This is a genomic window from Pseudoalteromonas sp. MEBiC 03607 (assembly GCF_004792295.1).
GTDB classification, from domain to species: Bacteria; Pseudomonadota; Gammaproteobacteria; order Enterobacterales; family Alteromonadaceae; genus Pseudoalteromonas; species Pseudoalteromonas lipolytica_C.
Genome location: NZ_SRRY01000001.1, coordinates 2,011,070 through 2,035,829 on the forward strand (window position 1 = coordinate 2,011,070; position 24,760 = coordinate 2,035,829).

The window sequence follows — 24,760 nt, forward strand, 5'->3', positions numbered from 1 at the left end:
AGGATAGTTATTAGAGTTTTTGAACAACAAGAGCTTAACATTCATTCCTCAGGTTTTATGTTTTTGATTGATCTGACTCCATAAAAGTAGACACCTTTTTGGAGTCAGTAATCATGAAAGTAAAACCATATCGTAAACATTCGCTCGAATTTAAAATAAAAGTCGTTCAAGAGTCGTTAGACACCACAGATACAGTTAAGATGGTCGCTAATAAGTACGGTATTCATCCTGACATGCTATCAAGTTGGAGAAGTCACATGACCTCGAAAAAGAAAACGGCAAAGCCACTAAAGAACCAAGGCCCTGACAAATCATACACAGATTTAGAACGCCAAATTCGCAAGCTTGAGAAGCAACTCGAAGATGCTCAGTTGGAGAATGACGTTTTAAAAAAGGCGAAGGTCTACTTCGACAGCCTAAAAGAATAAGGTTCGAATATATCCACAAGGTCACAGACGCCAAACGCACAGTGAAGAAGTTGTGCAGCTGGTTATCTGTGTCGCCGGCTGGATACTATAAATGGTTAAAGCAATTACCTAGCACACGCCAGAAAGAAAACAGTTCGTTACTGAAATTTCTAAAGTATGTCAGCGACCAAGAGCACTGTATTCCTGGTTATAGGAAGCTCTGGGAGGCAGCGGTAGCACATGGTTTTGATTGCAGTAAAGGGCGTGTGCAGAGACTATTACAAAGCGTTGGCTATCGTTCAAAGTCAGGTAAAAGACGCTATACAAGCCGCTCGAAGAAAGAAGGTACAATCAAAGCGAGTAATTTATTACGGCGCCAGTTTAATGTTGATGCAGTAAATACCGTGTGGGTATCAGATATCACACAAGTACGCTGTAAAGATGGTTGGCAGTATTTATGCGTCATCCTTGACTTGTACTCTCGTAAGGTTGTTGGCTGGGTAACAAGCAGTATAAACAACGCCGAGTTAGTTATTAAAACACTGAGAAAAGCATGGTCAGCACGTAAACCTGATGGTTCGAACTTGCTCTTTCATTCAGACCAAGGAGCTCAGTATGTCGCAAAGGAAACAGTGAAGTGGTTAACTAATAGAGGTGTCACAGTGAGTATGTCTAGAAAAGGCAACTGCTGGGATAACGCATGCTCAGAAAGCTTCTTCGCGCAGTATAAAAAGGAGTGGATAAAGAATTTAAATGAACTGAGTCGTAGTGAAATGACAACACAAACGTATTTTTATATTGAAAAATACTACAACTCAGTAAGAAGGCATGGCACCCTAGGGTATAAAAGTCCCATGCAGTACGAACAAGTTAATTAAACCTTGTGTCTACTTTATCGGAGTCAGATCAGATAGCTGATAGCTGATAGCTGATAGCTGATAGCTGATAGCTGATAGCTGATAGCTTTAATACGGATTTTTCCCTTCACCTACCAGCACACTGAATATTCTTAAATCCAGTTCTAGTTGATGGTATTGCGGCTCCATGTGGCAGCAAAGTTGATAGAAGGCTTTGTTGTGGTCTTTTTCTTTAAAATGGGCTAGCTCGTGTACGACGAGTGCTTTGAGTAGTGGCTCAGGTGCGCGAAGTAGGTCGCTATTAATGGCAAGGTCGTGTTTTCGGGTTTTACCTTGCATACGAAAAGTATGGGTCCCTAAGGCATTTGTGACCATATCGCCTTGTTTTTTGAATGCGGCACGGCCAAAAGGCAGGGCATTTTTAAGGTAGCGCTTTTTTAGTTCAGTGGCGTAATTGTATAAAGCTTTATCGCTGGTAATGCTATGCGCATCAGGGTATTTGCCTTTAAGGTATTTTGCGGCTCTGTCGCCATTAAATAGCTGTAACACTTGCTCAATGATGTGCGGCGGGTAACCTTGAAAATAACGGCTGTAATCTTTCATATTTTCTCTGATAAATCGGGCGCTAAAATAAACTGCTTTGGCTTGCTTCGCGTTCACCTATAAAAGGTGCAAGCACGGGGTGATTGTAACCTAAATCTTTGCAAAACTGTCTTGCTAAAAGTGGTGACTGGCGATTATCTGCGGTATGAAAAAACAAATAGGGTGATTTTCCTTCATCAAGCCATTGCTTTACTTTTTTCAGCCATGGCTGGTAATACGACTTGTATTCATGTTCAAGACTGGCAATCACAAAGCGCAGCATAGGCTGATTTCCTGTTGCAATGGCATGCACAGGTAAATAAGGCTTTTTCTTTTGCGCATCAATGAGTGCATCGGTATCGGCGGGAACAGCAAACAAAGAGCGGGTATCCATGCTGATGCGATCTATATTATTTTCAATTAATAGCTGATTTAAACGAATTTCAGCATCATCTTTATTAAAGAAGCCGGGGTGACGTACTTCTACACCGTAACTAAGTTGTTTAGGTAGTTGTGCAATAAAATTAGCAAGAAGGGGTAGGGCATCAGGACCAAAGGCGCGGGGTAGCTGTAACATGATTTGCCCCGTTTTAGCAAAAATTGGCTCAAATAAGTTTAGCCACGCATTAAGCTCACTAGTTATATTCGTCAGTTGTAATTCGTGACTAAAACGCCGATGAAACTTAAAAGTAAATTTAAAGTCTTCAGGTACCGCATCATGCCAGCGCACTAGTGACTCATGACTTGGGTCAGCATAAAAACTGGTGTTGCCCTCGACTGAATTAAAGCATTGCGCATACTCACTGAGCATATCGGCGCTTTTACAGTGACTAGAGAGCAAATTTCCTTTCCATGCGGTGCTAGACCACTGCGGACAACCTAAGTACAGCATTAAATCAACCAATAAATTTAAATTATGTCTAGTGTAACAAAAGAAATGTTTGCTCAGAAGCCGGGGCATATATTTAGCCCCCCGACAGGTACTGCTGGCACTCGCATTTTGAGATGGTTTGGGTATAATGCTCTGCCTTAAATGATTACTTTGTATAGTGGCTTTTGCTCTCAAAATAGCGAACTCTTAAGAGCAGGCGGCTATAAGTCTTTAACTGACAGGAATACTATGCGCTCTATATATTGCGGACAGCTAAATAAATCTCACGTAGATCAAGAAGTTGAACTATGTGGTTGGATCAACAAACGCCGTGACCTTGGTGGCCTTATCTTCGTCGATTTACGTGACAGAGAAGGTTTAGTACAAGTTGTTTTTGATCCTGAAGTAGAAGGATTAATGGATACTGCGAATAAACTACGTCAAGAGTTTTGTGTGCAGTTAAAAGGTGTTGTTCGCGCACGCCCTGAAAGCCAAGTAAATAAAGACATGGCAACAGGTGAAGTTGAAATTTTAGGCACAAGCTTAACTATCATCAACCGTTCAGAGCCATTACCACTTGATTTTAATCAGCAAAACTCTGAAGAGCGCCGCTTAAAATACCGTTACCTAGATTTACGTCGTCTTGAAATGAGCGACCGTATCAAACTTCGTGCAAAAGCGAGCAGCTTTGTGCGTCGTTTCTTAGATGACAACGGTTTCTTAGATATCGAAACACCGGTACTGACAAAAGCTACACCAGAAGGTGCGCGTGACTACTTAGTACCTAGCCGTGTTCACAAAGGTAGCTTCTATGCTTTACCTCAGTCACCACAGTTATTTAAACAATTATTAATGATGTCGGGTTTTGACCGTTACTATCAAATTGTTAAATGTTTCCGTGACGAAGACTTACGTGCTGACCGTCAGCCAGAATTCACACAAATCGATTTAGAGACATCATTCATGAGCTCTGATCAAGTGCGTGCAATGACTGAGAAAATGATCCGCGAAATGTGGCAATCATTACTAGACGTTGACTTAGGCGACTTCCCAGTTATGCCTTACAGCGAAGCAATGCGTTTATATGGTTCTGATAAACCAGACCTACGTAACCCAATGCAGCTTGTTGACGTTGCTGATTTAGTAAAAGACGTTGAGTTTAAAGTATTCTCTGGTCCTGCTAATGACGAAAAAGGCCGTGTTGCGGTATTAACTGTACCAGGCGGTGCTGAGCTTTCTCGTAAACAAATCGATGATTACACTAAATTCATCGGTATCTATGGCGCGAAAGGCCTAGCATGGATGAAAGTTAACGACCGTGCTGCGGGCGTTGAAGGTGTGCAATCACCAATCGCTAAGTTCCTAAACGAAGAAGTGATCAACCAATTACTTGAGCGTACTAACGCACAATCTGGCGACATCATTTTATTCGGTGCTGACAAGCGCAACGTTGTAAACGAAGCAATGGGTGCGCTACGTCTTAAGATTGGTGTTGATTTAGGCATTACTGATCTAGATAGCTGGAAACCTTTATGGGTTGTTGACTTCCCAATGTTCGAAGAAGATGACGAAGGTACATTGCATGCGGTTCACCACCCATTCACTGCACCGAAAGGTATTTCTCCTGAAGAGCTTGAAGCAAACCCAGCTGGTGCACTATCAGATGCATACGACATGGTATTAAACGGCTACGAAGTTGGTGGTGGTTCGGTACGTATTCACAATGCAGAAATGCAAGAAACAGCATTCAGAATTTTAGGTATCGAAGCGCAAGAGCAACAAGACAAGTTTGGTTTCTTACTTGATGCACTTAAATACGGTACGCCACCGCATGCAGGTCTTGCGTTTGGTCTTGACCGCTTAGTTATGTTGTTATGCGGTACTGATAACATTCGTGACGTTATTGCTTTCCCTAAAACAACTCAAGCATCATGTTTATTAACAGATGCACCAAGCAAAGCAAATGCAGATGCATTAACTGAGCTTGCAATTGATGTTGTAGCGAAAGACGCTGAATAATTGGTAAAAGCCTGATTTACGAAAACCCTAAGGTGTATGCCCTAGGGTTTTTTTGTGTTTAAATAAATACTTAGTATGTTCTTCAAGGAAAGAGTGTGAATATCAGTGCAACTTTAATCGGGCAAATAATTTTTATTTTGATCCCTGTTTTTGCCGCGATCAGCTATTACTTAGGTAAGCGTAAAACCTCAACACCAATTGTGGTGGCAATTATTGGTGGCTTACTAGGGCTAATTCCATTGTTCGGTCTTATTTTTATTGCTGTACTTGCGCTTAAAAAAGATATTGAGACCACCGCGTGATCGCAAGCCATTCGCTTTATTTTGAACACACTTTTGAATTAAACCTAGCAGGGCAAACATTTTCACATTGTGAATTTGAGCAATGTGAATTTATCGACTGTGACTTTAGCAATAGCCAGTTTGAAAACTGCCGGTTCATAGAATGCGAGTTTAAAAACTGCAATTTAGCTGCACTTGGGCTTAGGTACACCTCACTCGAAGAGGTGAGCTTTAAACAGTGTAAATTAACCAGTGTGCGCTTTACTGATGTTGATTGGCCGTTACTTGCCAGCCGTGCCCCTGTGAGTTTTATTGGCTGTGAACTAAGCCATAGTAGCTTTTTTGAGCTTAGTTTAAAGGCTTTAAAAATGCGCAGCTGTTTTGCCAAAGATGTTGATTTTAGACATGCGGATTTATCATCTGCTGATTTTACTGATACTGATTTTCGTGACAGCTTGTTTCAACAAACCAACCTCAGTAAAGCTAATTTTATTGGTGCCAGCCACTTCGCCATTGATATAACAGCTAACAATATCAGTAAGGCCAAATTTGAGCGTTATGCAGCTCTGGATTTATTAGCAGGGCTCGATATAGAGCTGGTGGATTAAATATTTTTGCTAATTAAGGTTAAGGAAAGTTATGAATTTAAGTCCCATCACCTTGGAAGGTCAATTTGTTAAATTAGTGCCGTTAACGCTTGAGCATCGCGATGCTTTAGTAAACGCCGCTACGGATGGAAAGCTTTGGGAGCTTTGGTTTACCTCGGTGCCCAATGAAGAACGTGTTGACGATTATTTAAGCATGGCGTTTGAACAACAGTCACTTGGTCGCGCATTACCATTTGCTGTTATCGATAAACACACCGATGAGGTGATAGGCTCAACTCGCTTTTGTAATATCGACAGTAAAAACCGCCGTTTAGAAATTGGCTACACCTGGTATGCCAAGCGCTTTCAGCGAACTGGGGTTAATACTGAGTGTAAAAAACTGCTACTGAGTTATGCATTTGAAACGCTTAATGTGATTGCTGTTGAGTTTCGTACCCATTGGCATAATCAAGCTTCGCGCAATGCCATTGCTCGCTTAGGGGCGAAACAAGATGGGGTGCTTCGTAATCACCAAATAATGGCCGATGGCTGCGTCCGCGATACTGTGGTGTTTTCAATTATTGATGGTGAGTGGCCGATGGTTAAACGTAGTTTAGAATTCAAATTAGGGCAGTCATAGAATGTTAAATATTAAAAAGGCGGCGCTAATGCTCGCGTTAACCCTTAGCGGGCAAACAGCCTTTGCAAATCAAACTGAGACACTGTTTGATACTGAGCGGGCACGCCATATTCCGGTGACCATTACAGCAGCCGATAGCAAATGCACGATAAATAAAAAGTGCCCCGTGGCGTTTATTGGGGCAGGCTATGGTATGGCACATACAGACTATCAATTTGCCCAGCAGGCCTTTCATCAGCATGGTTATTTAACGGTTGAAGTTGCTCATGAGTTAAAAGGTGATCCGAGTTTAAACCCTGAGCCACCCTACATGACCACACGCATGGAAAACTGGCACCGTGGTGTACAAACCCTTGAGTTTTTAGCTACAGAGCTTGCAAAGCGATATCCTGCGTATGACTTTAATCAGCTCACTTTATTTGGTCACTCAAATGGAGGTGATATTGCAGCATTATATGCCGCTATTTATCCCGCTAAGGTGTCTAAGCTGATCACCCTTGATCATCGCCGTATGCTGATCCCGCGAAACAAAAATATTGCTGTACTGACACTACGCGGTAGCGATTACCCAGCAGATGACAACGTATTGCTAACGCCGCAAGAGCTCGCTGTATACCTCGTGACGCAAATTAAGCTTAAAGATTCGCGCCATAACGATATGTATGATGGTGGCCCAAAAGCGCTTGTAGCATGTATGAGTAAAGAACTTAACGCGTTTTTATCTCGCTATTGATGCTCAGTTAAAACTGAGCATCAATATCGCTGCGAAAATTATAATAGCCCATCTCGACAAGGTTGTTATACACACCCTCAATATTCAGTGGTAGCCATTGATGGTACATTTTTAAATGGCTGTATTTAGGTAAGTTTATTTCTTTTTGTAAGGTCGCAAGATTTTTACCTTTTAACATGCCATCTCGAACGGCAGCGTGTAAGTCTTGAATATAGTGTAAGTACGAGACAACATCATCGCGGTTGCCAGTATCTGCATGGCCACCTATAAATGCAGCAAACGCAGGTTCATTTAGCACCGCTTTGGTTGAATGCAGCATGCCGTTAATATCGTAACCAATCAGGTTTTTATATGGCATGCGGCCAAGCACAATCCAATCAACAACATAAAGTACATTGGCAGGCATAAAACGCATACTGACATTGCCGCGCCCATTATTTGGCCCGTAGTAATTAAGAAGCACGTAACTATCACCTAATTCGATTTTGAGTGTATCGGTAAATGTAAGATCAGGTAGGGCAGTAGGCACTTTATTTAATTTAAGGTCATCAGCTGCAAACTGGTGAGCAACGACCGTAGTGTTGTTATCGATTAGCTCATTACCGCCCATTGCATGGTCAACATGGCTATGGCTGTACAGCATAAATTTGATTTCGGCATTAAAGGTTTTCTTGATATAGCTTTTTAAGTATTTTGCGGCATCGCTATTGATAGGATCAGTCACTAAGGCAAGGTTATCAACAATCATAAAAGCGCTGTGGTAATGGCCAGCACTAAAGCGATATACGTTGTCTTTAATATTTTCGACTTTATAGTTGGCTTGTTCTGCACAGATGGCCTGGTTGGTAACGAGTATCAGCGCACTGAAAAGTAAGATTTGCAGCCTTTTGAACATTAGCGATCCTTTTGCGTTGAAACGTGTCTAGTTGGCCATACCTAAGTTTAGATGATAGTACATATTATACTACTTAAATGCTTAGTTGATCTGTATCAAACTTAAGGAGTTAAGCAAGGTAGGGGCGGACATAAGTCCTTATGTTTTTGCCTGTGTTTCTCTATCCTCGCGAAGCGCTATAATGAAGAAATGCTATGCTTAGCACAGACTTCTAGAACCTTATTCACTGGAAAAGACAATGCAACATTTACCTACCGTTGATTATAAAGCGAGCGATGCGGCCGCTCAATTTGTTGAGTCACTAAGAAACACAGGTTTCGGTGTATTAAAAAATCACCCAATCCCTCAGTCATTAGTTGAGTCTATTTACAAAAATTGGCAAGAATTCTTTAATTCTGAGCAAAAGCACGAGTTTTTATTTTCAAAAGAGACACAAGATGGTTATTTCCCACCATCAGTGTCAGAAGTTGCAAAAGGCTTTACCGTTAAAGATATTAAAGAGTACTACCACGTTTATCCAAAAGGCCGTGTTCCAGCACAGCTAGAAGAAGAAATTCGTGAGTACTACCGTTTAGCGAATGAGTTTGCAGCTACATTATTAAGCTGGGTTCAAGCTGAAGCACCAGAAGAGGTGCGCGCTAAGTTCTCTATCGATCTTAAAGATATGATTGCTAACTCAGAGCAAACACTCCTGCGTATTCTTCATTACCCACCAATGACTGGTGATGAAGAGCCAGGTGCAATCCGTGCGGCAGCGCATGGTGACATCAACCTATTAACTGTATTACCTGCGGCGAATGAGCCTGGTTTACAAGTACAAACAACGGATGGCGGTTGGTTAGACGTACCATGTGATTTTGGTAACCTGATCATCAATATTGGCGACATGCTTCAAGAAGCGTCAGGTGGTTACTTCCCATCAACGATTCACCGCGTGATCAACCCAACGGGTAAAGCGTCAACGAAATCACGTATTTCGTTACCATTATTCTTACACCCGCGTCCTGATGTTGTGCTATCTGAGCGCTACACCGCAGACAGCTACCTACAAGAGCGTTTACGCGAGCTTGGTGTTAAGTAAAGATTGGGTATATGAGAACAAAGCGGCATTAAAGCCGCTTTTTTTATGCCTTAAATTAGTCTGCTAAGTTCAGCATTAAGTGTTAGTTTGCAAATAATTCCATGCATTATTGACTATCCTAGGTATAATGCGCGCACTTCGCCGAATCGGCTGAATTTTTTAAAGAGAGATAGTATGAGTTTTGATGGGTTAGGTTTATCACCAGCTTTAGTAAATGCAGTTTTAGAAAAGGGCTATGAAGCACCAACGCCTATTCAATCACAAGCTATCCCTGCGATCATTGAAGGCCGCGATGTTATGGCCGCAGCGCAAACGGGTACAGGTAAAACAGCAGGTTTTACGCTGCCGTTAATTGAGCGCTTGTCAAAAGGCCCTAAAGCGGGTGGTAATAAAGTACGAGCATTGGTACTGGCACCAACCCGTGAGCTTGCTTTACAAGTAAGTGAAAATGTTGAGCAATATGCAAAACATTCAAATGTCAGCTCATTTGTTGTTTATGGTGGCGTTAAAATTAATCCACAAATGCTGCGCCTTCGCAAAGGTGTTGATATTTTAGTAGCAACACCAGGTCGCTTGTTAGACCTACATAATCAAAATGCTGTTAAGTTTGATGATTTAGAAGTGCTGATCCTTGATGAAGCCGACCGTATGCTCGATATGGGCTTTATTCATGACATCAAACGTATCATTGCTAAATTGCCTGCTAAACGTCAAAACCTGATGTTTTCAGCGACTTTCTCTGATGAAATTCGTGAACTTGCAAAAGGGCTAATTAACGACCCAGTTGAAATTTCAGTCGCAGCAAAAAACACCACAGCTAAAACGGTTTCGCAGTCTGTTTATGCGGTCGATAAAACACGCAAAACAGCACTACTTAGTCATTTGATCCGTAGCAATGATTGGCAGCAAGTATTAGTATTTTGCCGTACCAAACATGGTGCGAACCGCTTAGTTAAGCAGCTTGAACGCGATGATATTGTCGGCGCTGCCATTCACGGTAATAAATCGCAAGGCGCTCGCGTTAAAGCGCTTGAAGGCTTTAAATCGGGTGAAGTGCGCGTATTAGTGGCAACCGATATCGTTGCTCGTGGCCTAGATATTGTTGAGCTACCTCACGTTGTTAACTACGATTTACCGAATATTTATGAAGATTACGTACACCGTATTGGCCGTACAGGCCGAGCGGGTGCATCAGGTCATGCTATTTCGTTTGTTACAGCTGATGATGCCGACGATTTGTATGGTATTGAGCGCTTTATTGGTGAGCTTATTCCGCGTGCAACCGAAGCAGGTTTTGAGCCAAGCAAACCAGTTGCTGAAAAGCCACTAGATACGCGTCCAATCAAGCCGAAAAAACCAAAGAAACCGAAAAAGCCAAAAGCACCAGCTCAAGATGGTCAAGGTGCAGCAAAACCTGCACAAAAGCCAAAACCTAAATCGCAAAAGCGACCTTCACAAGGTAAGTGGCAGGGTAAGGGTAAAGAGCAGGGCCAAAACCAAAAAGGCGCTAACAACGGGAATAAATCGAATAACAATAAACCCACAGGTAATAAACCTACGGGTAATCGTCAGCGTGTGTCTGGGCCATCTCGACCAAGACGTAAACCCGCTGCGGATAGTTGATAACAGTAAAAACAAAAAACGCGCAATTGCGCGTTTTTGTTTTTCTAAGCGATTAAAAGAGTTTAATGCAATACAAGGTGGCGACACCAATAAAGAGTGTCACGGTGACACTTAATAAAGTGCCCAGCATGACATATTCGGTGAGTTGTTTTTCGCTACTTTCTTTTAAATCACCAAAGCGAAAGATAGATTTTGCTGCCAGTAGAAAGCCCACACCGCCGTATTCACCCAGCAAGATAAAGCTCAACATTAATACCCGCTCTAGCAAGCCAATAAAATGACCCGCGGCAGGAATACTGCCTTCATTGTTGATCTGGATATTGATTTTTTCTAGCATCATGCGAATAAACACAGAGCTTGGGTTAAGCACCAATAAATAAGCTGCAATAACAAACAAGGTATCGAGGGCAATCAGCTTTTGCCATGTTAAGCTATAAAATTCATTTTTATCGGTAAGCCAAACCGTTAGCATTACAATCACAACAAGGTGGGCTAGTTGGTCGAGTATAAAGGGCACCACGCCTTTATTTGAGTACGATTTTGCCAAGTCAATGACATAGTGGCTCAGCATAATCGCCACAGTTGCTAACAATACCCGAGAGAACTCTTGCCAGCCGTAGGTGTATTCCCACAGTGTTAGCACAGCTAAAGAGGTCACGCCATGTGTTAATACGTGCAAGTAGAGTTTGCTGGCACGAAAGTGACGGTTGTTTCTATCATGCACCCAGCTCATTGGTTGCCAATAAAAGTCAGCAAGTAAGTGACCTAGTACTAACGCGGTGAGTAATAGAGCAAAACTGGTCATAACAATCCTTTGAGTGTGGTTTGGCTGTAATTTATAAAGCGCTCGATAAGTTGATAATGGGCTAGGTTGAGTAACTTAGTGACATTCTCTCGGCTGGTATTAAGCTCTTTGGCAAGCTCTGCATGGCTGTTATTTTCGACGGTTAAATAATAAAACAGCGCATTGGCCTGCTTTTGACTCATTTTTTCAAGCAGGACTTCGACAAAAGCAATATTGAGCGCAAAGGCTTCTTCAAGGGTGTTATTTTCAATATTTATCACCAAACGTTGCTGGCCGATGTTATCTAAGCCGCGACCTGATAAGGTATAAGCACTGCCTGTGGCTGTTTTTATATCGGCGCGGGGGTTGTCGAGTGAGCCAATAGCCAAACTTTGTCGTAGTTCGTAATTGGCTGCTTTCATCTGCAAATACAACAAGATGGCAGCATGACACACCAGCTCAGGCTCTGATAGCTGTACTTGCAACGCATCACCTCGGTAAATGGTGAAGCTTGCATTAAAACGCTTGGCAACAAAGCGTAAGCTTTGATCAAGCTGATACAGCATGGCATCGTATTCTTGTTGTGGAATTTTTTGTGATTTAATTAAATCACCACTGATCACCGCAATCATTATGATCCCTTAGATTAAGTAACTTAATTTAGTTACATCGCGATAAGTAACCAAATTTGGTTACTTTGTTTTATGTAACCAATTTAGGTTACTTTTTCGTAAATATCAACCTAGATATGCTACAGTGAACACAAATCACTAAAAACAGAATAATTATGTCAGCAGTTGATAAGCCAAGAGTCGGTATCTTTGTAGATGTACAAAACATTTATTACACCTGTAAAGAAAGTTACAAGAAAAACTTTGATTACAATGCCTTTTGGGCACAGATGAGCGAACGCTACCAAATTGATTGTGCTATTGCGTATGCAATATACCGAGGTGACGAAAAGCAATCGCAGTTTCAAAATATCCTGCGCGCAATTGGTTTTGAGGTAAAACTAAAACCTTTTATTCAGCGCAGAGATGGTAGTGCAAAAGGGGACTGGGATGTTGGCATTACCATTGATATGCTAGAGCATGCCAAGCAGCTTGATAGAATGGTATTACTTTCAGGTGATGGTGATTTTGCGTTATTGCTTGGTCACTTAGCGAATAATTATCAGCTACCGTGTGATGTCTATGGAGCAGAGCACCTCACTGCCGATATTTTAAAGCAAGCCGCTGCTGAGTTTCACTGTATTGATGATTCACTGTTGTTATCAAGATAGAAAAAAATATTCCATTTTAAATAAAATGTTTAACTAAAGTATTATTTGCGCTAAGCTAATATTAGATACAATACTGAGTATATAAAAGCACAGTAACATGGAGCTTTGTCGCTAATTTGCACTCAAAAAAGTAGCGAGAATAAGTTGAGAAGTGATTGCTGGACGATTTTTTATTTATTACTCTCGAATAATGCTCTTTAGTTTCAAAGTGTTGTAGGTAAATTTTAAACTAATGTGCATTTTTATAAAAAAAGTAATGACAACGCTGTCATTTGTTGTGTAACATTAAATCAACAAAGGTTGAGATCATTTCGCATTCTTAGAATAAAAATAATGCGATTTAAATAAAAACTAAACGAAGGCTAGGGGTCGTTAAATGATGGCGAAGAGTGTGAGTGAGGACCAATTGTTTATTGGTATTGATGGTGGCGGAACAAAATGCCGAGCTACTATCTACTCTGTTAAGCAAGGTGTATTAGGAACCGGCCTTGGTGGCCCCGCGAACCCATTACATGGTTTAGAACGCACGCTTGAATCAATAATGGTCTCAACACAGTTAGCTCTTCGAGATGCTGGATTACCACTTGAGACAGTTCATCAACTGTATGCTGGTTTGGGTCTGGCTGGTGTAAACCTACCTAGCTTGTACGACAAGATTATGGAATGGGACCATCCATTTAAACAAATGTTTCTCACCACCGATTTACATACTGCTTGTATTGGTGCACACGAAGGTAGCGATGGTGCGGTAATTATAACCGGAACTGGCTCATGTGGATTCTCTTGTGTTGCGGGTCATACCACAAACTATGGTGGTCATGGTTTTGCTCTTGGTGATAAGGGCAGTGGTGCATGGATGGGGCTTGAAGCTATAAAAAACGCATTACTTGATTTAGATGGTTTGGGTGAAAAAACAGAGTTAACAGATGTGATTTGTCAGCATTTCTCGGTGGATAATGCCATGGGGATTGTCGAGCAAATGTCAGGGCAGCCTTCGAGTAGTTTTGCCAAATTAGCACGTTATGTATTTGAAGCAGCAAAAAATAACGACCAAGTAGCGATTGAAATTGTTAAGGAAGGAGCTAATTACGTCAGTAAATTAGCACACCGATTACTTGAAAATAACCCTCCACGTTTATCTATGATCGGTGGTTTAGCTGAACCATTAAACTGTTGGCTTGATGAAGATATAGCGAAAAGAGTTGAAGCGCCGATTCAACCACCCGAAATGGGCGCTGTGTATTTTGCTCAGCAATCTGTGCTTGAACAAAACCAAGAGGTAAGTTTGTAATGACGATTTATCATGCAAGTAAATTGTTTACCGGTGACGAATTTTTATCTGACGTATATTTTAGCGTCGACAATGGCGTGTTTAAGCGTGTTGAAGCACATGCTGATGCCGTTGCATTAACGGGTTTAGTCGCGCCAGGTTTTATTGATGTACAAGTGAATGGCGGTGGTGGGGCGTTTTTTAACGCTGAACAAACACCAGATTGTTTAGATAAAATAGCCAAAGCACATGGTCAGTTTGGTTCAACAGCGATTATGCCAACGCTGATTACCGACAAAGTCGAAGTCATGGCAAAAGCCGCAGATGCCACTGCACAAGCAATTGCTGAAGGGATCCCGGGCGTTATGGGCGTACACTTCGAAGGACCGCACCTTTCATTAGGGAAAAAAGGCACCCATAGCGAGCAGTTTATTCGCCCAATCACAGAGCAAGAATTTGCGATTTATGCACGCCAAGATCTAGGCATTAAAATGGTTACCTTAGCGCCTGAGAATGTTAGTGCTGATGATATTGAGCGCCTAGTTGAGTGTGGCGTAAAGGTATCTATTGGCCACACTAATGCGGATTTTGCGACTACCAATGCTGCACTTGCGGCAGGAGCTGATGGATTCACCCATTTATTTAATGCGATGTCAGCGTTTACATCTCGAGAGCCGGGTGTTGTTGGTGCTGCACTTTGGGATGATAACAGCTGGTGCGGCTTAATTGTTGATGGTCATCATGTGCACCCTTCATCAGCAAAATTAGCAATTCGCAGCAAACAGCGCGGAAAAATTATGTTAGTCACAGATGCAATGCCACCTGTGGGTACTGACGATATGGAGTTTGATTTCTTTGATGGTCGTAAAGTTATTCGTACTGGCGATCGATTAAATTCAACTACTGGTGAATTAGCAGGTAGCGTACTTGATATGGCAAGTGCGGTGCGTAACACAGTGAACACATTGGATGTTAGCCTTGCTGAGAGCTTACGAATGGCATCACTTTATCCTGCACAATATTTAGGTTTACATAAAAAAGGTCGCTTGCTGAGCGGTTTTGATGCTGATTTTGTTGTGCTAGATGATAATCAATATGTAAAAGCGACATATATAGCTGGTAAAGCTTTGTAAGAACTTCCCTGGAAAAATCCCCGCTGAAGTATCGCGGGGCTTTTTGTATTAAAGGTAAACAATGACAACAACACAACCAACAAGAAAACGATTGGCATCGCTGGATGCACTGCGCGGCATGGATATGTTTTGGATATTAGGTGGACAGTCACTATTTGCAGCACTATTCGTTTTAACTGGCTGGACTGGCTGGAAAGTTTTTGAAGCGCACACAGTGCATAGTGTTTGGCATGGCTTCACATTTTACGATCTGATTTTCCCATTATTCATATTCTTATCGGGTGTGGCGATGGGGCTAGCCCCCAAACGCATTGACCATTTACCGTTTGATGAGCGCAAAGTGTATTACCGCAAGGCGGGTAAGCGTCTTTTGCTATTGTGCTTATTAGGTATTTTGTATAACCACGGCTGGGGCACAGGGATGCCAATGGCGTTGGATGAAATTCGTTATGTCAGTGTGCTTGGACGTATCGCTATTGCATGGTTTTTCTGTGCAATGTTGGTTTGGCACACTAGTTTGCGAACACAAATTATTACTGCAGGTGCTATTTTAGTGGCTTATTGGTTACTGCTTTGTTTTGTGCCAGTGCCGGGTGGCAGTGCTGGCGACCTTTCGGCTGCAGGTAGTTGGAATGCATGGTTTGATGCGCACTTACTACCGGGTATTAGTTATCAAAACCGTGTGGTGGACCCTGAAGGTGTATTGTCGAATATACCAGCGATTGTTAATGCATTGATGGGCGTGTTTGCAGGGCAATTAGTTGCTCGTGCTCAGCAAATTGGCGAGTGGAAAATGACCGCATTACTGTTCGCCGCAGGGGCGGTAAGTGTATGTTTAGGTTGGTTATGGGATTTACAGTTCCCAGTCAACAAAGAACTTTGGACCAGCTCATTTGTGCTTGTAACCGTTGGCTGGAGTGCCATATTGCTCGCCGTATTTTATGCACTGGTGGATATTCTGCCAGGGCAACGCGCCGCGTATCCCTTTGTGATCATAGGTGCAAACTCAATTATTATTTATTTAGCGTCAAGTCTAGTGAATTGGGGTTATGTAAGCCAAAGCGTATTTGGTGGGGTGGTTCGAGCTGTGCCAGAGGCATGGCAACCTCTGATGGCGGTGATTGCGTTATTAGCAGTACAAATGCTGGTATTACATTGGATGTATCGCCGTAAGATCTTTGTTAGTGTTTGATAATTATTAAACACTAACAAAAAGAGTAATTTTTTATTCACTTTTACTTTACAAAGATAAGACTAAAAGTGATAATGACAGCGTTGTCATAATGGTTTTAACTACTGTAATGTATCCTGGCAGTGGTTAGTCTAAAACCCAACTCGATTGCACGTGGGGTTGGGTTTTAGAGCCATTTTTTTCAATTTAAATAATTAGAGCTAATCGATATGCAAATAGTAATTCTTGATGATGCAGCCCAAGTTGCAGCGTATGGTGCTAACATCTTTGCTAAACAACTATTAAAAAAACCTGCATCAGTACTAGGCCTTGCAACTGGTTCAACGCCGGTTGCTTTATATCAAGAGCTGATTGCTAAAAATAAAGCTGGCGAGATTTCGTTTAGCCAAGCGACAACATTTAATTTAGATGAGTATTTAGGTTTAACTGGCGAACATCCACAAAGTTACCGCTACTTTATGAATGAACAGCTATTTAACCATGTAGATATCGATAAACAGAACACCCATGTACCGCCGGGTGATGCAGTAAATCCGCTTGTTGCTTGCACTGAATATGAACAAAAAATCACAGCAGCTGGTGGTGTTGATATACAGCTACTTGGTATTGGCCGTAATGGTCATATTGGCTTTAACGAACCTTCTTCAGGTTTGACATCACGCACCCGAGTTAAAACACTGACAAAAGCGACGATTGAAGACAATGCGCGATTTTTTGCAGAAGGCGAATATCAACCGCATTTATCAATCACTATGGGTATTGGTACTATTTTAGAAGCCAAAAAAGTAGTGCTTTTAGCAACCGGTGCAAGTAAAGCTGATGCCATTCACGCCATGGTAGAAGGCCCGTTAATGGCCAAATGCCCAGCTTCGGCTCTGCAACTTCATAAAGATGCTGTGATCATCATTGATAAAGCTGCCGCAAGTAAATTAGAAGATTTAGAGTTCTATCAGCATATTGAAGCTGAGAACCAAAAACTACAAGCGCACCTCGCGACCTTGTAAAATTGTGAGAGAGAATAAAAAAGCCCTGGTTGGGCTTTTTTTATGCCTGTAATAAATTGGGTTTATCATCAGCTTATGGTAGTTTTAGCTAGTAAACTATTTTCAAGGAACGCCATGCTGAATTACTCTCAAATGCCATTGGATCGTGCATCAAATCGCCGTAAAGATCCTAAGTGGTTAAAGGCTCAAATGAATTCTCAGAGTCGCTGGTTATTGGTCAATAACAATCAAAGTTTATTTGTTAAAGACAGTCCTGAAGTGTGTTATTTACGCTTATCTCAAGTCGATCACCTCGATTTATCAAAAGGCATTTTATTGGGGTTAGACGACGATAATGTGGCTCACTTTGCTTTAGATGTCAGCCATGAACCAGACTCACTCATTGAGCCTATGCTCAATGGCGCTGAGTTTGTTGATATTCGCAAGTTAGGCCCACAAGTTGAGCTTAAACAAGGGTCTATTGCGGCACTGGCAAGGGGCTTATGTTTTTGGCACGCAACACACCGTTTTTGTGGGCGTTGTGGTCATGAAAATAATATGGTTGAAGCAGGGCATTCGCGTTTATGTGAAAACCAAACTTGCCAGCATCAAACTTTTCCGCGTACCGATCCTGCCGTGATTATGATCGTGACTAAAACCTTTTCAGACGGAGTTGAGCGCTGCTTGCTAGGCCGTCAAGCAAGCTGGCCAGAAGGCGTTTTTTCAACACTTGCGGGCTTTGTTGACCCAGGTGAAACACTAGAGCAAGCCGTGGCTCGCGAAGTTATGGAAGAAGCTGGTGTTGCGGTGACAGATATTCAATATATCGCTTCACAGCCTTGGCCTTTTCCATCATCAATTATGTTTGGCTTTATGGCCACAGCGGTTTCAGAAGATATTCAGGTAGATAAAGACGAGTTGGATGACGCAAGATGGTTTAGCCGCGCTGAACTTAATGAATTTGGCCAATGGCATGAGCAGGGCAGTCATCTTAAACTAACCCGACAAGATTCTATTTCTCGATTTTTGGTTGAGCACTGGCGCAACCTGTAAAGTACAGCTTGGATAAATTATGACAAAGACAAATAAAAATACCCAAATCGTCTCTGCAGGGCGTAAAAAAGCGTACACACAAGGGGTTGTGAACCCTGTGGTACAACGTGCATCAACTGTGGTATTCGATTCAGTGGCTGATTTAAAAGCTGCGGCGAAGAAGCGAGGCGACAAAACGTTATTCTATGGCCGTCGTGGTACGACGACACATTTTGCTTTGCAAGAAGCGATTGCTGAACTTGAGGGTGGTGAAGGCTGTGCGCTTTACCCATCAGGTGCGGCTGCAATAAGCAATGCGCTGTTATCGTTTGTGAAAACGGGCGATCATATTTTAATGGTGGATACTGCCTACGAACCTACCCGGGATTTTTGTGACAAAATACTGGCTGGATTAGGGATTGAAACAACCTATTACCCGCCGGGAATTGGTGCAGGGATTAGTGAACTTATTAAAGAGAACACGCGCGTATTGTTTTTAGAATCACCGGGCTCAATCACCATGGAAGTGCAAGATGTGCCAGCCATGGTTGCTAAGGCAAATGAGCGCGGTGTTATGACTATGTTAGATAACACCTGGGGTAATGGCCTGCATTTTAGACCGCTTGAGCATGGTGTTGATATTAGTATTCAAGCTGCTACAAAATACATTGTTGGTCATTCAGATGTGATGATGGGGGTGGCGGTCGCCAATAAAAAGTATTGGCCAACCCTTCGAGAAAATTCATACCTACTTGGTCAATGTACTTCTGCGGATGATGCCTATTTAGCGCTACGTGGTCTACGTACTATGGCTGTGCGTTTAAAACAGCATGAACAAGCAGCCATTGAAGTGGCTAAATGGCTTGAAACACATCCATTGGTTGATCATATTCGCCATCCGGCCTTTGCAACGTGTCCGGGTCATGAGTTCTTTAAACGAGACTTTGATGGCAGTAATGGCTTATTTTCATTTGTAATGAAGCAAGGTAATCAACAAGCGATTGATGCGTTTTTAGATAGCCTGCACCATTTTAAAATGGGCTTTTCTTGGGGCGGTTATGAGAGCTTAGTCACGGCAAACCTGAGCATGAAAGGGCTTCGCTCAGAAACGGGTTGGTCGCAAGGTCCAGTGATAAGACTTCACATTGGCCTTGAAGATGTAGCAGATTTACTAGCCGACCTTGATCAAGCACTGGCTGTGTACGAGAGCCACCTTTAGGTAAAAGGTATATACTTTGTTACATAAGACCCGCTTGTCGGGTCTTTTTTTTCTGGTAATTCAAGCTGTTTCAACTTAGTGTAATTCTAATAATAAAATTCATTAAGGATTATGAGTGACGCAGTTACATCCTATACGTCTTGCACAAATTGCCCAATTTGAGCTGGTACGACTATTTTTGACCAAACGTGGTTTGCTGGCGGTTGCCGCTTTTGCCATTTGTTGGCTACTTATTTTACGCTATCCCATTGCCCAATCTGTGACCTTGATTAGCTCACCTGATTTTGCTGACTTTGCAAGGCAAGCCTTTGGCGCCATTGGCATCAGTAAATTACTTGATTGGCCTGAATCTGAACTAGCTGTTTATTGGCTGATTGCTTTATTTAGTTTTCCAAGCTTTTGTTTGTTTTTATGCAGCGACCAAACTGTGGGCGACAGACAACGGGGTACGTTACGCTTTTTATCACTTAGAGCCACTCGCTCAGAAATTATCATAGGTCGCTTTTTAGGGCAGCTACTCATTTTAGCGGCACTGTTATTTGTTACCTTGATGGCAACCGTTGCAATGCTTGGCTATCGTGAGCTCAGTTTGCTACTTTCAGGCTTAACGCGAAGCTTTATGTTGTTATTTTATTTGCTTGTTGCGGTTATGCCATTTATTGCTTTGATGAGCTTTTTGAATACCTTTGCCCGTTCATCGCGTCTTGCATTTGTGTTGGCCATTTTGTTCTTTGCTGGCGGTAATATTGTGATTGGCTTACTGACGTGGCAATGGCCTGCATTTGAGGTTTTAAATTACATATTTCCGGGCTATCAACTTGATTTAATGGCAGGTCAACGTGCCGGCGTCACACTGGCTCTAGGTTTACCACTTCTACAAACGGCAGTGTTATTAATTGCTGGTGAACGAATTTTTGCGAGGAGCTCATTATGACCGTTTTAATTCAAGCACAAGGCTTGTCAAAAAACTATGGGGCTAAACGAGCGCTCGATAACGTCAGCTTTGAAATAAATAAAGGGGCACCAGTGGCGCTGGTTGGTCCAAATGGTGCGGGTAAAACAACCTTATTCAGCTTGTTGTGTGGCTATATTTTACCAAGTTCAGGAAAGCTATCGGTAATGGGGCATAACCCAGGTAGTGCGGCGTTATTTGGTAAATTAACTGCGTTACCACAAGATGCCCAGCTTGATCCCCGTTTCAGTATTGCGCATCAACTTAACTTTTATGGTCAATTACAAGGGCTCAGTGGCGCGGTTCGTAAAAAAGAAACGGCTCGGGTTTTAGAGCTAGTTGGTTTGTCAGAAGTGGCTAAGCAGCGACCGGATGACCTTTCTCATGGTATGCGTAAGAGAGTGACTATTGCACAAGCTTTAATTGGTTCACCTGAAATAGTGATGCTTGATGAAGCAACAGCGGGTCTTGACCCAATCCATGCCCGTGAGGTTCGAGAGCTGGTAAGCTCTTTAAGTAACGAGGCAACATTTATTTTAAGCTCCCATGACTTAACTGAGCTTGAGCGTTTATGCTCACAAGTTTTACACCTAGATAAAGGGGTATTAAGTGAGCATCAAGCCCGTTCTAGCACACAAGATAACAAACACTATATTACGCTACAGTTGAATCAACAATATGATGATGTAGAAGCAAAGCTTGCAGGCCTTGCCCATGTACATCATGTTTATATGAGCCAAGCAAAAGAATATGTGATCGAGTTTGAGAAAACAGCTGAGCCTTTTGATATCAATCTTCTACACTTTTGTTATCAACAAGGTTGGCAGTATCGTCAACTGGTGAATGGTCACACACTCGAAAACCAAATTTTTCATAAGGAGAGCTAGTTATGGGTCTATTAAGTGGATTAATGGGTAACGCAAGTGAAGTCGATAATGATGATTTAGAAGAGCTGCTTGCCAATACTCTGATTGATGGTGAAACAGTTCAAAAAGCCTATAAAGTCATTCGTGATATGTTTATCTTTACCAATAAGAGATTAATTATTATTGATAAACAAGGTGTTACTGGTTCTAAAGTTGAAATGTTGAGCATTGCTTACTCAAAAATTACTAAGTTTAGTAAAGAAAGTGCCGGGCATTTTGACTTAGATGCTGAACTGAAAATTTGGGTTGGTTCAGATCCAACGCCAATCAGTAAAGACTTTAAAGCAGGAGATAACATTAATGAGGTTTACAGAATTATTAGTGAATTCTCTTTATAAGGTACTGAAATTATAGACTTTAAATTATAAGTTGGCTTTGAATAGAATTATTCGGCCAACTTTTTCTTTACATTTACCGACACTTTATTACAATTAATCAAGTAAAAACAAACGCTTAGTTAAGTTTCCGTTCAGTTTTCTCACGTTAGCATGTGCCCAACTTAGCCATCAGGCTAGTTTTCAACAGCAATGAAACAATGTTAATAGGGAAATCTGTTTATGAAAAAGTTAGCAGTTATTATTTCGAGTATGCTTCTGTCAACTGCCGCGACTGCTGCGGATAGTTACCAATCAATCAGCCATTTAGGGTACATGGACACCGATGGCAACGACACAGTAAGTGTTGATTCAACATATTACTTCGCGCCAAAGAAAACGATGGGTCCATACGACCAGTTTGAATACATCAACAAAACAACCAATGTATTTGGTTCTTACTCTGATGACGACTTTGGTGATGTAACTAACATCGGCGGTGAGTACTTCGTACAAGATTTTGTAATCGGTGCGGGTTACAGCAACTACGATTACGGTTCAGACACTGATTTATTCAATGTGTCTGCAGGTTACTTCTTTAATCCTAACCTTCTTCTTAAAGCGACATTTATCGATGTAGAAGACGGTGACAACACGGTAATGTTCGACCTTAAATACAATCACCAGCTTAACAGCACTGATTACTTAGGTTTCACATTCACAGCTGACGATGAGTTTGATTACCGTGCTGTAAATGCAAAATACTTCATGGATCTTCAACAAGGTAACTACTTAACAATTGAAGGTACTATTGCTGATACAGATGATAGCGGTAGCTCTTGGGAACTAGGTTCTAACTACTACTTCTCTAAAGCAACATCAGTATTTGTAACGTTTAACAAAGAAGATGACTACAGCTTTGGTGCACAGCACTTCTTTAACAAAAACGTTGGTTTAAAAGCAGGTTATGCAAACAACTGGGATGACTCAGATTACGATGCATACTTCGCAAACGTAAGCTTACAGTTTTAATCATTAATTTGATGACATAAAAAAGCCCGCATTATGCGGGCTTTTTCTTTTTTGTTATTACCAACCGCACTGGCGGCCTTTATTTTGCTCATCAAGGTATTTTTGTAACGGTGCAAAGTAATCTAAGATTGCTGTTGCATCCATTTCTTCTTTACCAGTGATAGTGGCAAGGGCTTCTTGCCATGGGCGGCTTGAGCCCATTTCTAACATTGCATTTAGTTTTTCACCCGCCTCAGCAGAGTTGTAAACTGAACAGCGGTGAATCGCTTCTTTATTACCGGCAATTTCACATAAACTTCTGTGGAAGTCGAATTGTAAAATGTGCGCTAAGAAATAACGTGTGTAAGGCGTGTTACCCGGTACGTGATACTTAGCACCTGGATCGAAGTCTGCTTCGCTACGTGCGATAGGAGCTTGTACACCTTGATATTTTTCGCGTAACTCCCACCACGCTTTGTTGTAGTTCTCTGGCGTTACTTCACCTGAGAAAACTTTCCAGCGCCATTGGTCTACTAATAAACCAAACGGGATAAACGCTACTTTGTCTAATGCCATTTTCATTAATAGGCCGATATCTTTAGATTCATCAGGCACTTCGTCTAATAAACCAATTTCTTTTAAATAACCAGGTGTCACAGAAAGAGCAATGGTGTCACCAATCGCTTCGTGGAAACCATCGTTCGCACTTTCTTGATAATAAATAGGTTGCGTGTTGTACGCGCGTTGGTAGAAATTATGACCTAACTCATGATGAATAACAGAGAACTCTTCACCTGTACGTTGAATACACATTTTAATACGTAGGTCGTCTTTACTATCTATGTTCCATGCTGATGCATGACACTGTACGTCACGATCTTGTGGTTTAGTGAATAATGAGCGCTCATAGAAGGTATCTGGCAATGGTGCAAAACCCATTGATGTAAAGAACTTCTCGGCACCACGTACCATTTTAAGTTCGTCGTAATCGTGTTCAGCTAATAGTTCTGTAACGTCATAACCAGGATCTGCATTCTCTGGTGCTACAACATCGTAAATGTTACCCCAAGTTTGTGCCCACATATTACCTAGCAGGTGTGCTGGGATAGGTTGGTCTTGAGGTACTTTATCTTCGCCATATTTTTCACCTAACTTGGCACGAACATGACAATGTAATGAATCATAAAGCGGTTTAACTTGGCCCCAAATACGGTCAAGTTCTTTTGCAAAATCATCGGCTGGCATATCGTATTTACTACGCCACATAGCGCCTGTATCTGCATAGCCTAGCTCTTTTGCACCTTCATTGGTCAGTGCAACTTGTTGCTCATAAAGCGGGCGCATAGGTTTTGAAACTTGACGCCAACCTTGCCATAAATCAAGCAATTCATTGTAATCACGACTCGTTGCCATTTTAGCTGTCATTTCGCCAAGGCTTAAACAGCTGCCATCTTCTTTACAGTATTTACCTTTGCCATAAATGCCTCCTAACTCAGCCACTAATTGTGAGAGCTTTGCTGTTTTTTCAGCATCTTGTGGTGCAGGTAAAGTGAGCGCTAGTTTAAGTTTATCTAGTTTACGACGTGCATCATAATCAAGCTCTAAACTATCGAATTTTGCAGCTTCATTTGCTAGGCGGACTACGGCTTCGGTCATTTTGCGATTTACTTCAGCAGATAATTCAGCAGTATCGTGAGTGATGAAGTTGGCATAAATCCATTCAGCGCGACTTGATTCTAAATATAGTGCACTTAATTCTTTTTCAGTATCGGCGATAAATTTATCAGCATCTTGTGCTGTTACTTGGCTTGATTTGACTTCAGCAGTTGTTGTTTTAGTGCTCGTAGCGTCGTCATTACAGCCAGTAAGCGCTAATGCACTTGCGACCATTAATGCGCTGATGCTCAGCTTATATGGAGTCTTCATTTTTATTCCCTAGAAGTTTGTTGTTTTTTATTGCTTTAGCATAATAGCAGTGTCTTACTAAACCACAAACAGTGCGTACTAAAACAACTGAAGTTACCGCTGCTTACGTTGTATTTATGGCACGATCAGTCATACTTGAGAAAACTGACTTAAATAAAAG

General features: G+C 41.8%; 25 protein-coding genes. 19 read left to right on the forward strand and 6 right to left on the reverse strand.

What is annotated here, in order from left to right:
- The first annotated feature begins 113 nt into the window (after positions 1-113).
- A protein-coding gene (locus E5N72_RS09295) for an IS3 family transposase (RefSeq protein ID WP_135924186.1) occupies positions 114-1,285 on the forward strand; the annotation gives its coding sequence in 2 pieces (ribosomal slippage) (positions 114-387 and positions 387-1,285; 1,173 coding nt in all).
- A gap of 87 nt (positions 1,286-1,372) precedes the next feature.
- On the opposite strand, the gene E5N72_RS09300 is transcribed toward E5N72_RS09295, so the two are convergent.
- A complete protein-coding gene (locus E5N72_RS09300) occupies positions 1,373-1,867 on the reverse strand; it encodes a YgjP-like metallopeptidase domain-containing protein (RefSeq protein WP_130167071.1) in 495 nt (164 codons plus the stop codon).
- Positions 1,868-1,889: 22 nt separating this feature from the next.
- Entirely contained in the window at positions 1,890-2,738 is an 849-nt protein-coding gene (locus tag E5N72_RS09305; RefSeq protein WP_135924187.1) for a DUF72 domain-containing protein, read from the reverse strand.
- A gap of 228 nt (positions 2,739-2,966) precedes the next feature.
- Here E5N72_RS09305 and aspS point away from each other — a divergent pair, with 228 nt between their 5' ends.
- The 5 genes from aspS (at position 2,967) to E5N72_RS09330 (ending at position 6,977) form a co-directional block, all read left to right on the forward strand.
- Positions 2,967-4,736: an aspartate--tRNA ligase gene (aspS, locus tag E5N72_RS09310; RefSeq protein WP_135924188.1), complete on the forward strand. Its 1,770-nt coding sequence runs from the start codon at positions 2,967-2,969 to the stop codon at positions 4,734-4,736.
- A gap of 95 nt (positions 4,737-4,831) precedes the next feature.
- Positions 4,832-5,038 (forward strand): hypothetical protein, encoded by a 207-nt coding sequence (locus tag E5N72_RS09315; protein WP_135924189.1) that lies wholly within the window; start codon positions 4,832-4,834, stop codon positions 5,036-5,038.
- Positions 5,035-5,625 (forward strand): pentapeptide repeat-containing protein, encoded by a 591-nt coding sequence (locus E5N72_RS09320; protein WP_240704509.1) that lies wholly within the window; start codon positions 5,035-5,037, stop codon positions 5,623-5,625. Before E5N72_RS09315 ends, E5N72_RS09320 begins: the two co-directional genes overlap by 4 nt.
- Before the next feature lie 31 nt (positions 5,626-5,656).
- Positions 5,657-6,244, forward strand: coding sequence for a GNAT family protein (locus E5N72_RS09325; protein WP_135924190.1), 588 nt, complete (start codon positions 5,657-5,659; stop codon positions 6,242-6,244).
- A gap of 1 nt (position 6,245) precedes the next feature.
- Entirely contained in the window at positions 6,246-6,977 is a 732-nt protein-coding gene (locus E5N72_RS09330) for an alpha/beta hydrolase (RefSeq protein WP_135924191.1), read from the forward strand.
- 7 nt (positions 6,978-6,984) lie between these two features.
- Here the strand turns inward: E5N72_RS09330 and E5N72_RS09335 are convergent, their stop codons facing one another.
- Entirely contained in the window at positions 6,985-7,872 is an 888-nt protein-coding gene (locus E5N72_RS09335; RefSeq protein ID WP_240704510.1) for an MBL fold metallo-hydrolase, read from the reverse strand.
- A gap of 238 nt (positions 7,873-8,110) precedes the next feature.
- Between E5N72_RS09335 and E5N72_RS09340 the strand changes: the two genes are divergently transcribed.
- Both E5N72_RS09340 and E5N72_RS09345 read left to right on the forward strand, forming a co-directional pair.
- A complete protein-coding gene (locus E5N72_RS09340; protein ID WP_135924192.1) occupies positions 8,111-8,953 on the forward strand; it encodes a 2OG-Fe(II) oxygenase family protein in 843 nt (280 codons plus the stop codon).
- A gap of 174 nt (positions 8,954-9,127) precedes the next feature.
- Positions 9,128-10,576, forward strand: coding sequence for a DEAD/DEAH box helicase (locus E5N72_RS09345; RefSeq protein WP_135924193.1), 1,449 nt, complete (start codon positions 9,128-9,130; stop codon positions 10,574-10,576).
- A 52-nt stretch (positions 10,577-10,628) separates the two neighbouring features.
- Here E5N72_RS09345 and E5N72_RS09350 read toward each other — a convergent pair whose 3' ends face one another.
- Together E5N72_RS09350 and E5N72_RS09355 are read right to left on the reverse strand one after the other, a co-directional pair.
- Positions 10,629-11,381 (reverse strand): DUF3307 domain-containing protein, encoded by a 753-nt coding sequence (locus tag E5N72_RS09350; protein WP_135924194.1) that lies wholly within the window; start codon positions 11,379-11,381, stop codon positions 10,629-10,631.
- Positions 11,378-11,992 carry a hypothetical protein gene (locus E5N72_RS09355; protein WP_135924195.1) on the reverse strand — a complete coding sequence of 205 codons (615 nt, stop codon included), beginning with the start codon at positions 11,990-11,992 and terminating at the stop codon, positions 11,378-11,380. Before E5N72_RS09355 ends, E5N72_RS09350 begins: the two co-directional genes overlap by 4 nt.
- A gap of 155 nt (positions 11,993-12,147) precedes the next feature.
- Between E5N72_RS09355 and E5N72_RS09360 the strand changes: the two genes are divergently transcribed.
- From E5N72_RS09360 to E5N72_RS09410, 11 genes are all read left to right on the forward strand, one after another.
- Entirely contained in the window at positions 12,148-12,642 is a 495-nt protein-coding gene (locus tag E5N72_RS09360; RefSeq protein WP_135924196.1) for an NYN domain-containing protein, read from the forward strand.
- Between the two features lie 376 nt (positions 12,643-13,018).
- Positions 13,019-13,933, forward strand: coding sequence for a BadF/BadG/BcrA/BcrD ATPase family protein (locus E5N72_RS09365; protein WP_135924197.1), 915 nt, complete (start codon positions 13,019-13,021; stop codon positions 13,931-13,933).
- Complete coding sequence (gene nagA, locus E5N72_RS09370) at positions 13,933-15,045, forward strand: N-acetylglucosamine-6-phosphate deacetylase (protein ID WP_135924198.1); 1,113 nt, start codon at positions 13,933-13,935, stop codon at positions 15,043-15,045. The genes E5N72_RS09365 and nagA overlap by 1 nt, the downstream gene beginning before the upstream one ends.
- 61 nt (positions 15,046-15,106) lie before the next feature.
- Positions 15,107-16,237: a DUF5009 domain-containing protein gene (locus E5N72_RS09375; RefSeq protein ID WP_135924199.1), complete on the forward strand. Its 1,131-nt coding sequence runs from the start codon at positions 15,107-15,109 to the stop codon at positions 16,235-16,237.
- A gap of 209 nt (positions 16,238-16,446) precedes the next feature.
- Positions 16,447-17,241 (forward strand): glucosamine-6-phosphate deaminase, encoded by a 795-nt coding sequence (gene nagB / locus E5N72_RS09380; RefSeq protein WP_135924200.1) that lies wholly within the window; start codon positions 16,447-16,449, stop codon positions 17,239-17,241.
- Positions 17,242-17,355: 114 nt separating this feature from the next.
- Positions 17,356-18,273, forward strand: a complete 918-nt coding sequence (nudC, locus tag E5N72_RS09385) for an NAD(+) diphosphatase (protein ID WP_135924201.1) — start codon at positions 17,356-17,358, stop codon at positions 18,271-18,273.
- Between the two features lie 19 nt (positions 18,274-18,292).
- Positions 18,293-19,471, forward strand: coding sequence for a cystathionine beta-lyase (locus E5N72_RS09390; protein ID WP_135924202.1), 1,179 nt, complete (start codon positions 18,293-18,295; stop codon positions 19,469-19,471).
- Positions 19,472-19,586: 115 nt separating this feature from the next.
- Positions 19,587-20,405, forward strand: coding sequence for an ABC transporter permease subunit (locus E5N72_RS09395; RefSeq protein WP_135924203.1), 819 nt, complete (start codon positions 19,587-19,589; stop codon positions 20,403-20,405).
- Positions 20,402-21,310, forward strand: coding sequence for an ABC transporter ATP-binding protein (locus E5N72_RS09400; protein ID WP_135924204.1), 909 nt, complete (start codon positions 20,402-20,404; stop codon positions 21,308-21,310). The genes E5N72_RS09395 and E5N72_RS09400 overlap by 4 nt, the downstream gene beginning before the upstream one ends.
- A gap of 2 nt (positions 21,311-21,312) precedes the next feature.
- Positions 21,313-21,687: a PH domain-containing protein gene (locus tag E5N72_RS09405; RefSeq protein ID WP_135924205.1), complete on the forward strand. Its 375-nt coding sequence runs from the start codon at positions 21,313-21,315 to the stop codon at positions 21,685-21,687.
- A gap of 219 nt (positions 21,688-21,906) precedes the next feature.
- Positions 21,907-22,695 carry a putative porin gene (locus E5N72_RS09410; protein ID WP_135924206.1) on the forward strand — a complete coding sequence of 263 codons (789 nt, stop codon included), beginning with the start codon at positions 21,907-21,909 and terminating at the stop codon, positions 22,693-22,695.
- 57 nt (positions 22,696-22,752) lie between these two features.
- Here the strand turns inward: E5N72_RS09410 and E5N72_RS09415 are convergent, their stop codons facing one another.
- Positions 22,753-24,600, reverse strand: a complete 1,848-nt coding sequence (locus tag E5N72_RS09415) for a M2 family metallopeptidase (RefSeq protein WP_135924207.1) — start codon at positions 24,598-24,600, stop codon at positions 22,753-22,755.
- Positions 24,601-24,760 lie beyond the last annotated feature (160 nt).

What these genes read in the sequence shown, in the direction of transcription:
- E5N72_RS09300 (WP_130167071.1), bottom strand. Translation starts at nt 1,867, where the DNA reads ATGAAAGATTACAGCCGTTATTTTCAAGGTTACCCGCCGCACATCATT.
- E5N72_RS09325 (WP_135924190.1), top strand. Translation starts at nt 5,657, where the DNA reads ATGAATTTAAGTCCCATCACCTTGGAAGGTCAATTTGTTAAATTAGTG.
- E5N72_RS09330 (WP_135924191.1), top strand. Translation starts at nt 6,246, where the DNA reads ATGTTAAATATTAAAAAGGCGGCGCTAATGCTCGCGTTAACCCTTAGC.
- E5N72_RS09340 (WP_135924192.1), top strand. Translation starts at nt 8,111, where the DNA reads ATGCAACATTTACCTACCGTTGATTATAAAGCGAGCGATGCGGCCGCT.
- nagB (WP_135924200.1), top strand. Translation starts at nt 16,447, where the DNA reads ATGCAAATAGTAATTCTTGATGATGCAGCCCAAGTTGCAGCGTATGGT.
- E5N72_RS09400 (WP_135924204.1), top strand. Translation starts at nt 20,402, where the DNA reads ATGACCGTTTTAATTCAAGCACAAGGCTTGTCAAAAAACTATGGGGCT.
- E5N72_RS09355 (WP_135924195.1), bottom strand. Translation starts at nt 11,992, where the DNA reads ATGATTGCGGTGATCAGTGGTGATTTAATTAAATCACAAAAAATTCCA.
- E5N72_RS09410 (WP_135924206.1), top strand. Translation starts at nt 21,907, where the DNA reads ATGAAAAAGTTAGCAGTTATTATTTCGAGTATGCTTCTGTCAACTGCC.
- E5N72_RS09390 (WP_135924202.1), top strand. Translation starts at nt 18,293, where the DNA reads ATGACAAAGACAAATAAAAATACCCAAATCGTCTCTGCAGGGCGTAAA.
- aspS (WP_135924188.1), top strand. Translation starts at nt 2,967, where the DNA reads ATGCGCTCTATATATTGCGGACAGCTAAATAAATCTCACGTAGATCAA.
- E5N72_RS09375 (WP_135924199.1), top strand. Translation starts at nt 15,107, where the DNA reads ATGACAACAACACAACCAACAAGAAAACGATTGGCATCGCTGGATGCA.
- nagA (WP_135924198.1), top strand. Translation starts at nt 13,933, where the DNA reads ATGACGATTTATCATGCAAGTAAATTGTTTACCGGTGACGAATTTTTA.
- E5N72_RS09365 (WP_135924197.1), top strand. Translation starts at nt 13,019, where the DNA reads ATGATGGCGAAGAGTGTGAGTGAGGACCAATTGTTTATTGGTATTGAT.
- E5N72_RS09360 (WP_135924196.1), top strand. Translation starts at nt 12,148, where the DNA reads ATGTCAGCAGTTGATAAGCCAAGAGTCGGTATCTTTGTAGATGTACAA.
- E5N72_RS09415 (WP_135924207.1), bottom strand. Translation starts at nt 24,600, where the DNA reads ATGAAGACTCCATATAAGCTGAGCATCAGCGCATTAATGGTCGCAAGT.
- E5N72_RS09345 (WP_135924193.1), top strand. Translation starts at nt 9,128, where the DNA reads ATGAGTTTTGATGGGTTAGGTTTATCACCAGCTTTAGTAAATGCAGTT.
- E5N72_RS09405 (WP_135924205.1), top strand. Translation starts at nt 21,313, where the DNA reads ATGGGTCTATTAAGTGGATTAATGGGTAACGCAAGTGAAGTCGATAAT.
- E5N72_RS09350 (WP_135924194.1), bottom strand. Translation starts at nt 11,381, where the DNA reads ATGACCAGTTTTGCTCTATTACTCACCGCGTTAGTACTAGGTCACTTA.
- nudC (WP_135924201.1), top strand. Translation starts at nt 17,356, where the DNA reads ATGCTGAATTACTCTCAAATGCCATTGGATCGTGCATCAAATCGCCGT.
- E5N72_RS09305 (WP_135924187.1), bottom strand. Translation starts at nt 2,738, where the DNA reads ATGCTGTACTTAGGTTGTCCGCAGTGGTCTAGCACCGCATGGAAAGGA.
- E5N72_RS09335 (WP_240704510.1), bottom strand. Translation starts at nt 7,872, where the DNA reads ATGTTCAAAAGGCTGCAAATCTTACTTTTCAGTGCGCTGATACTCGTT.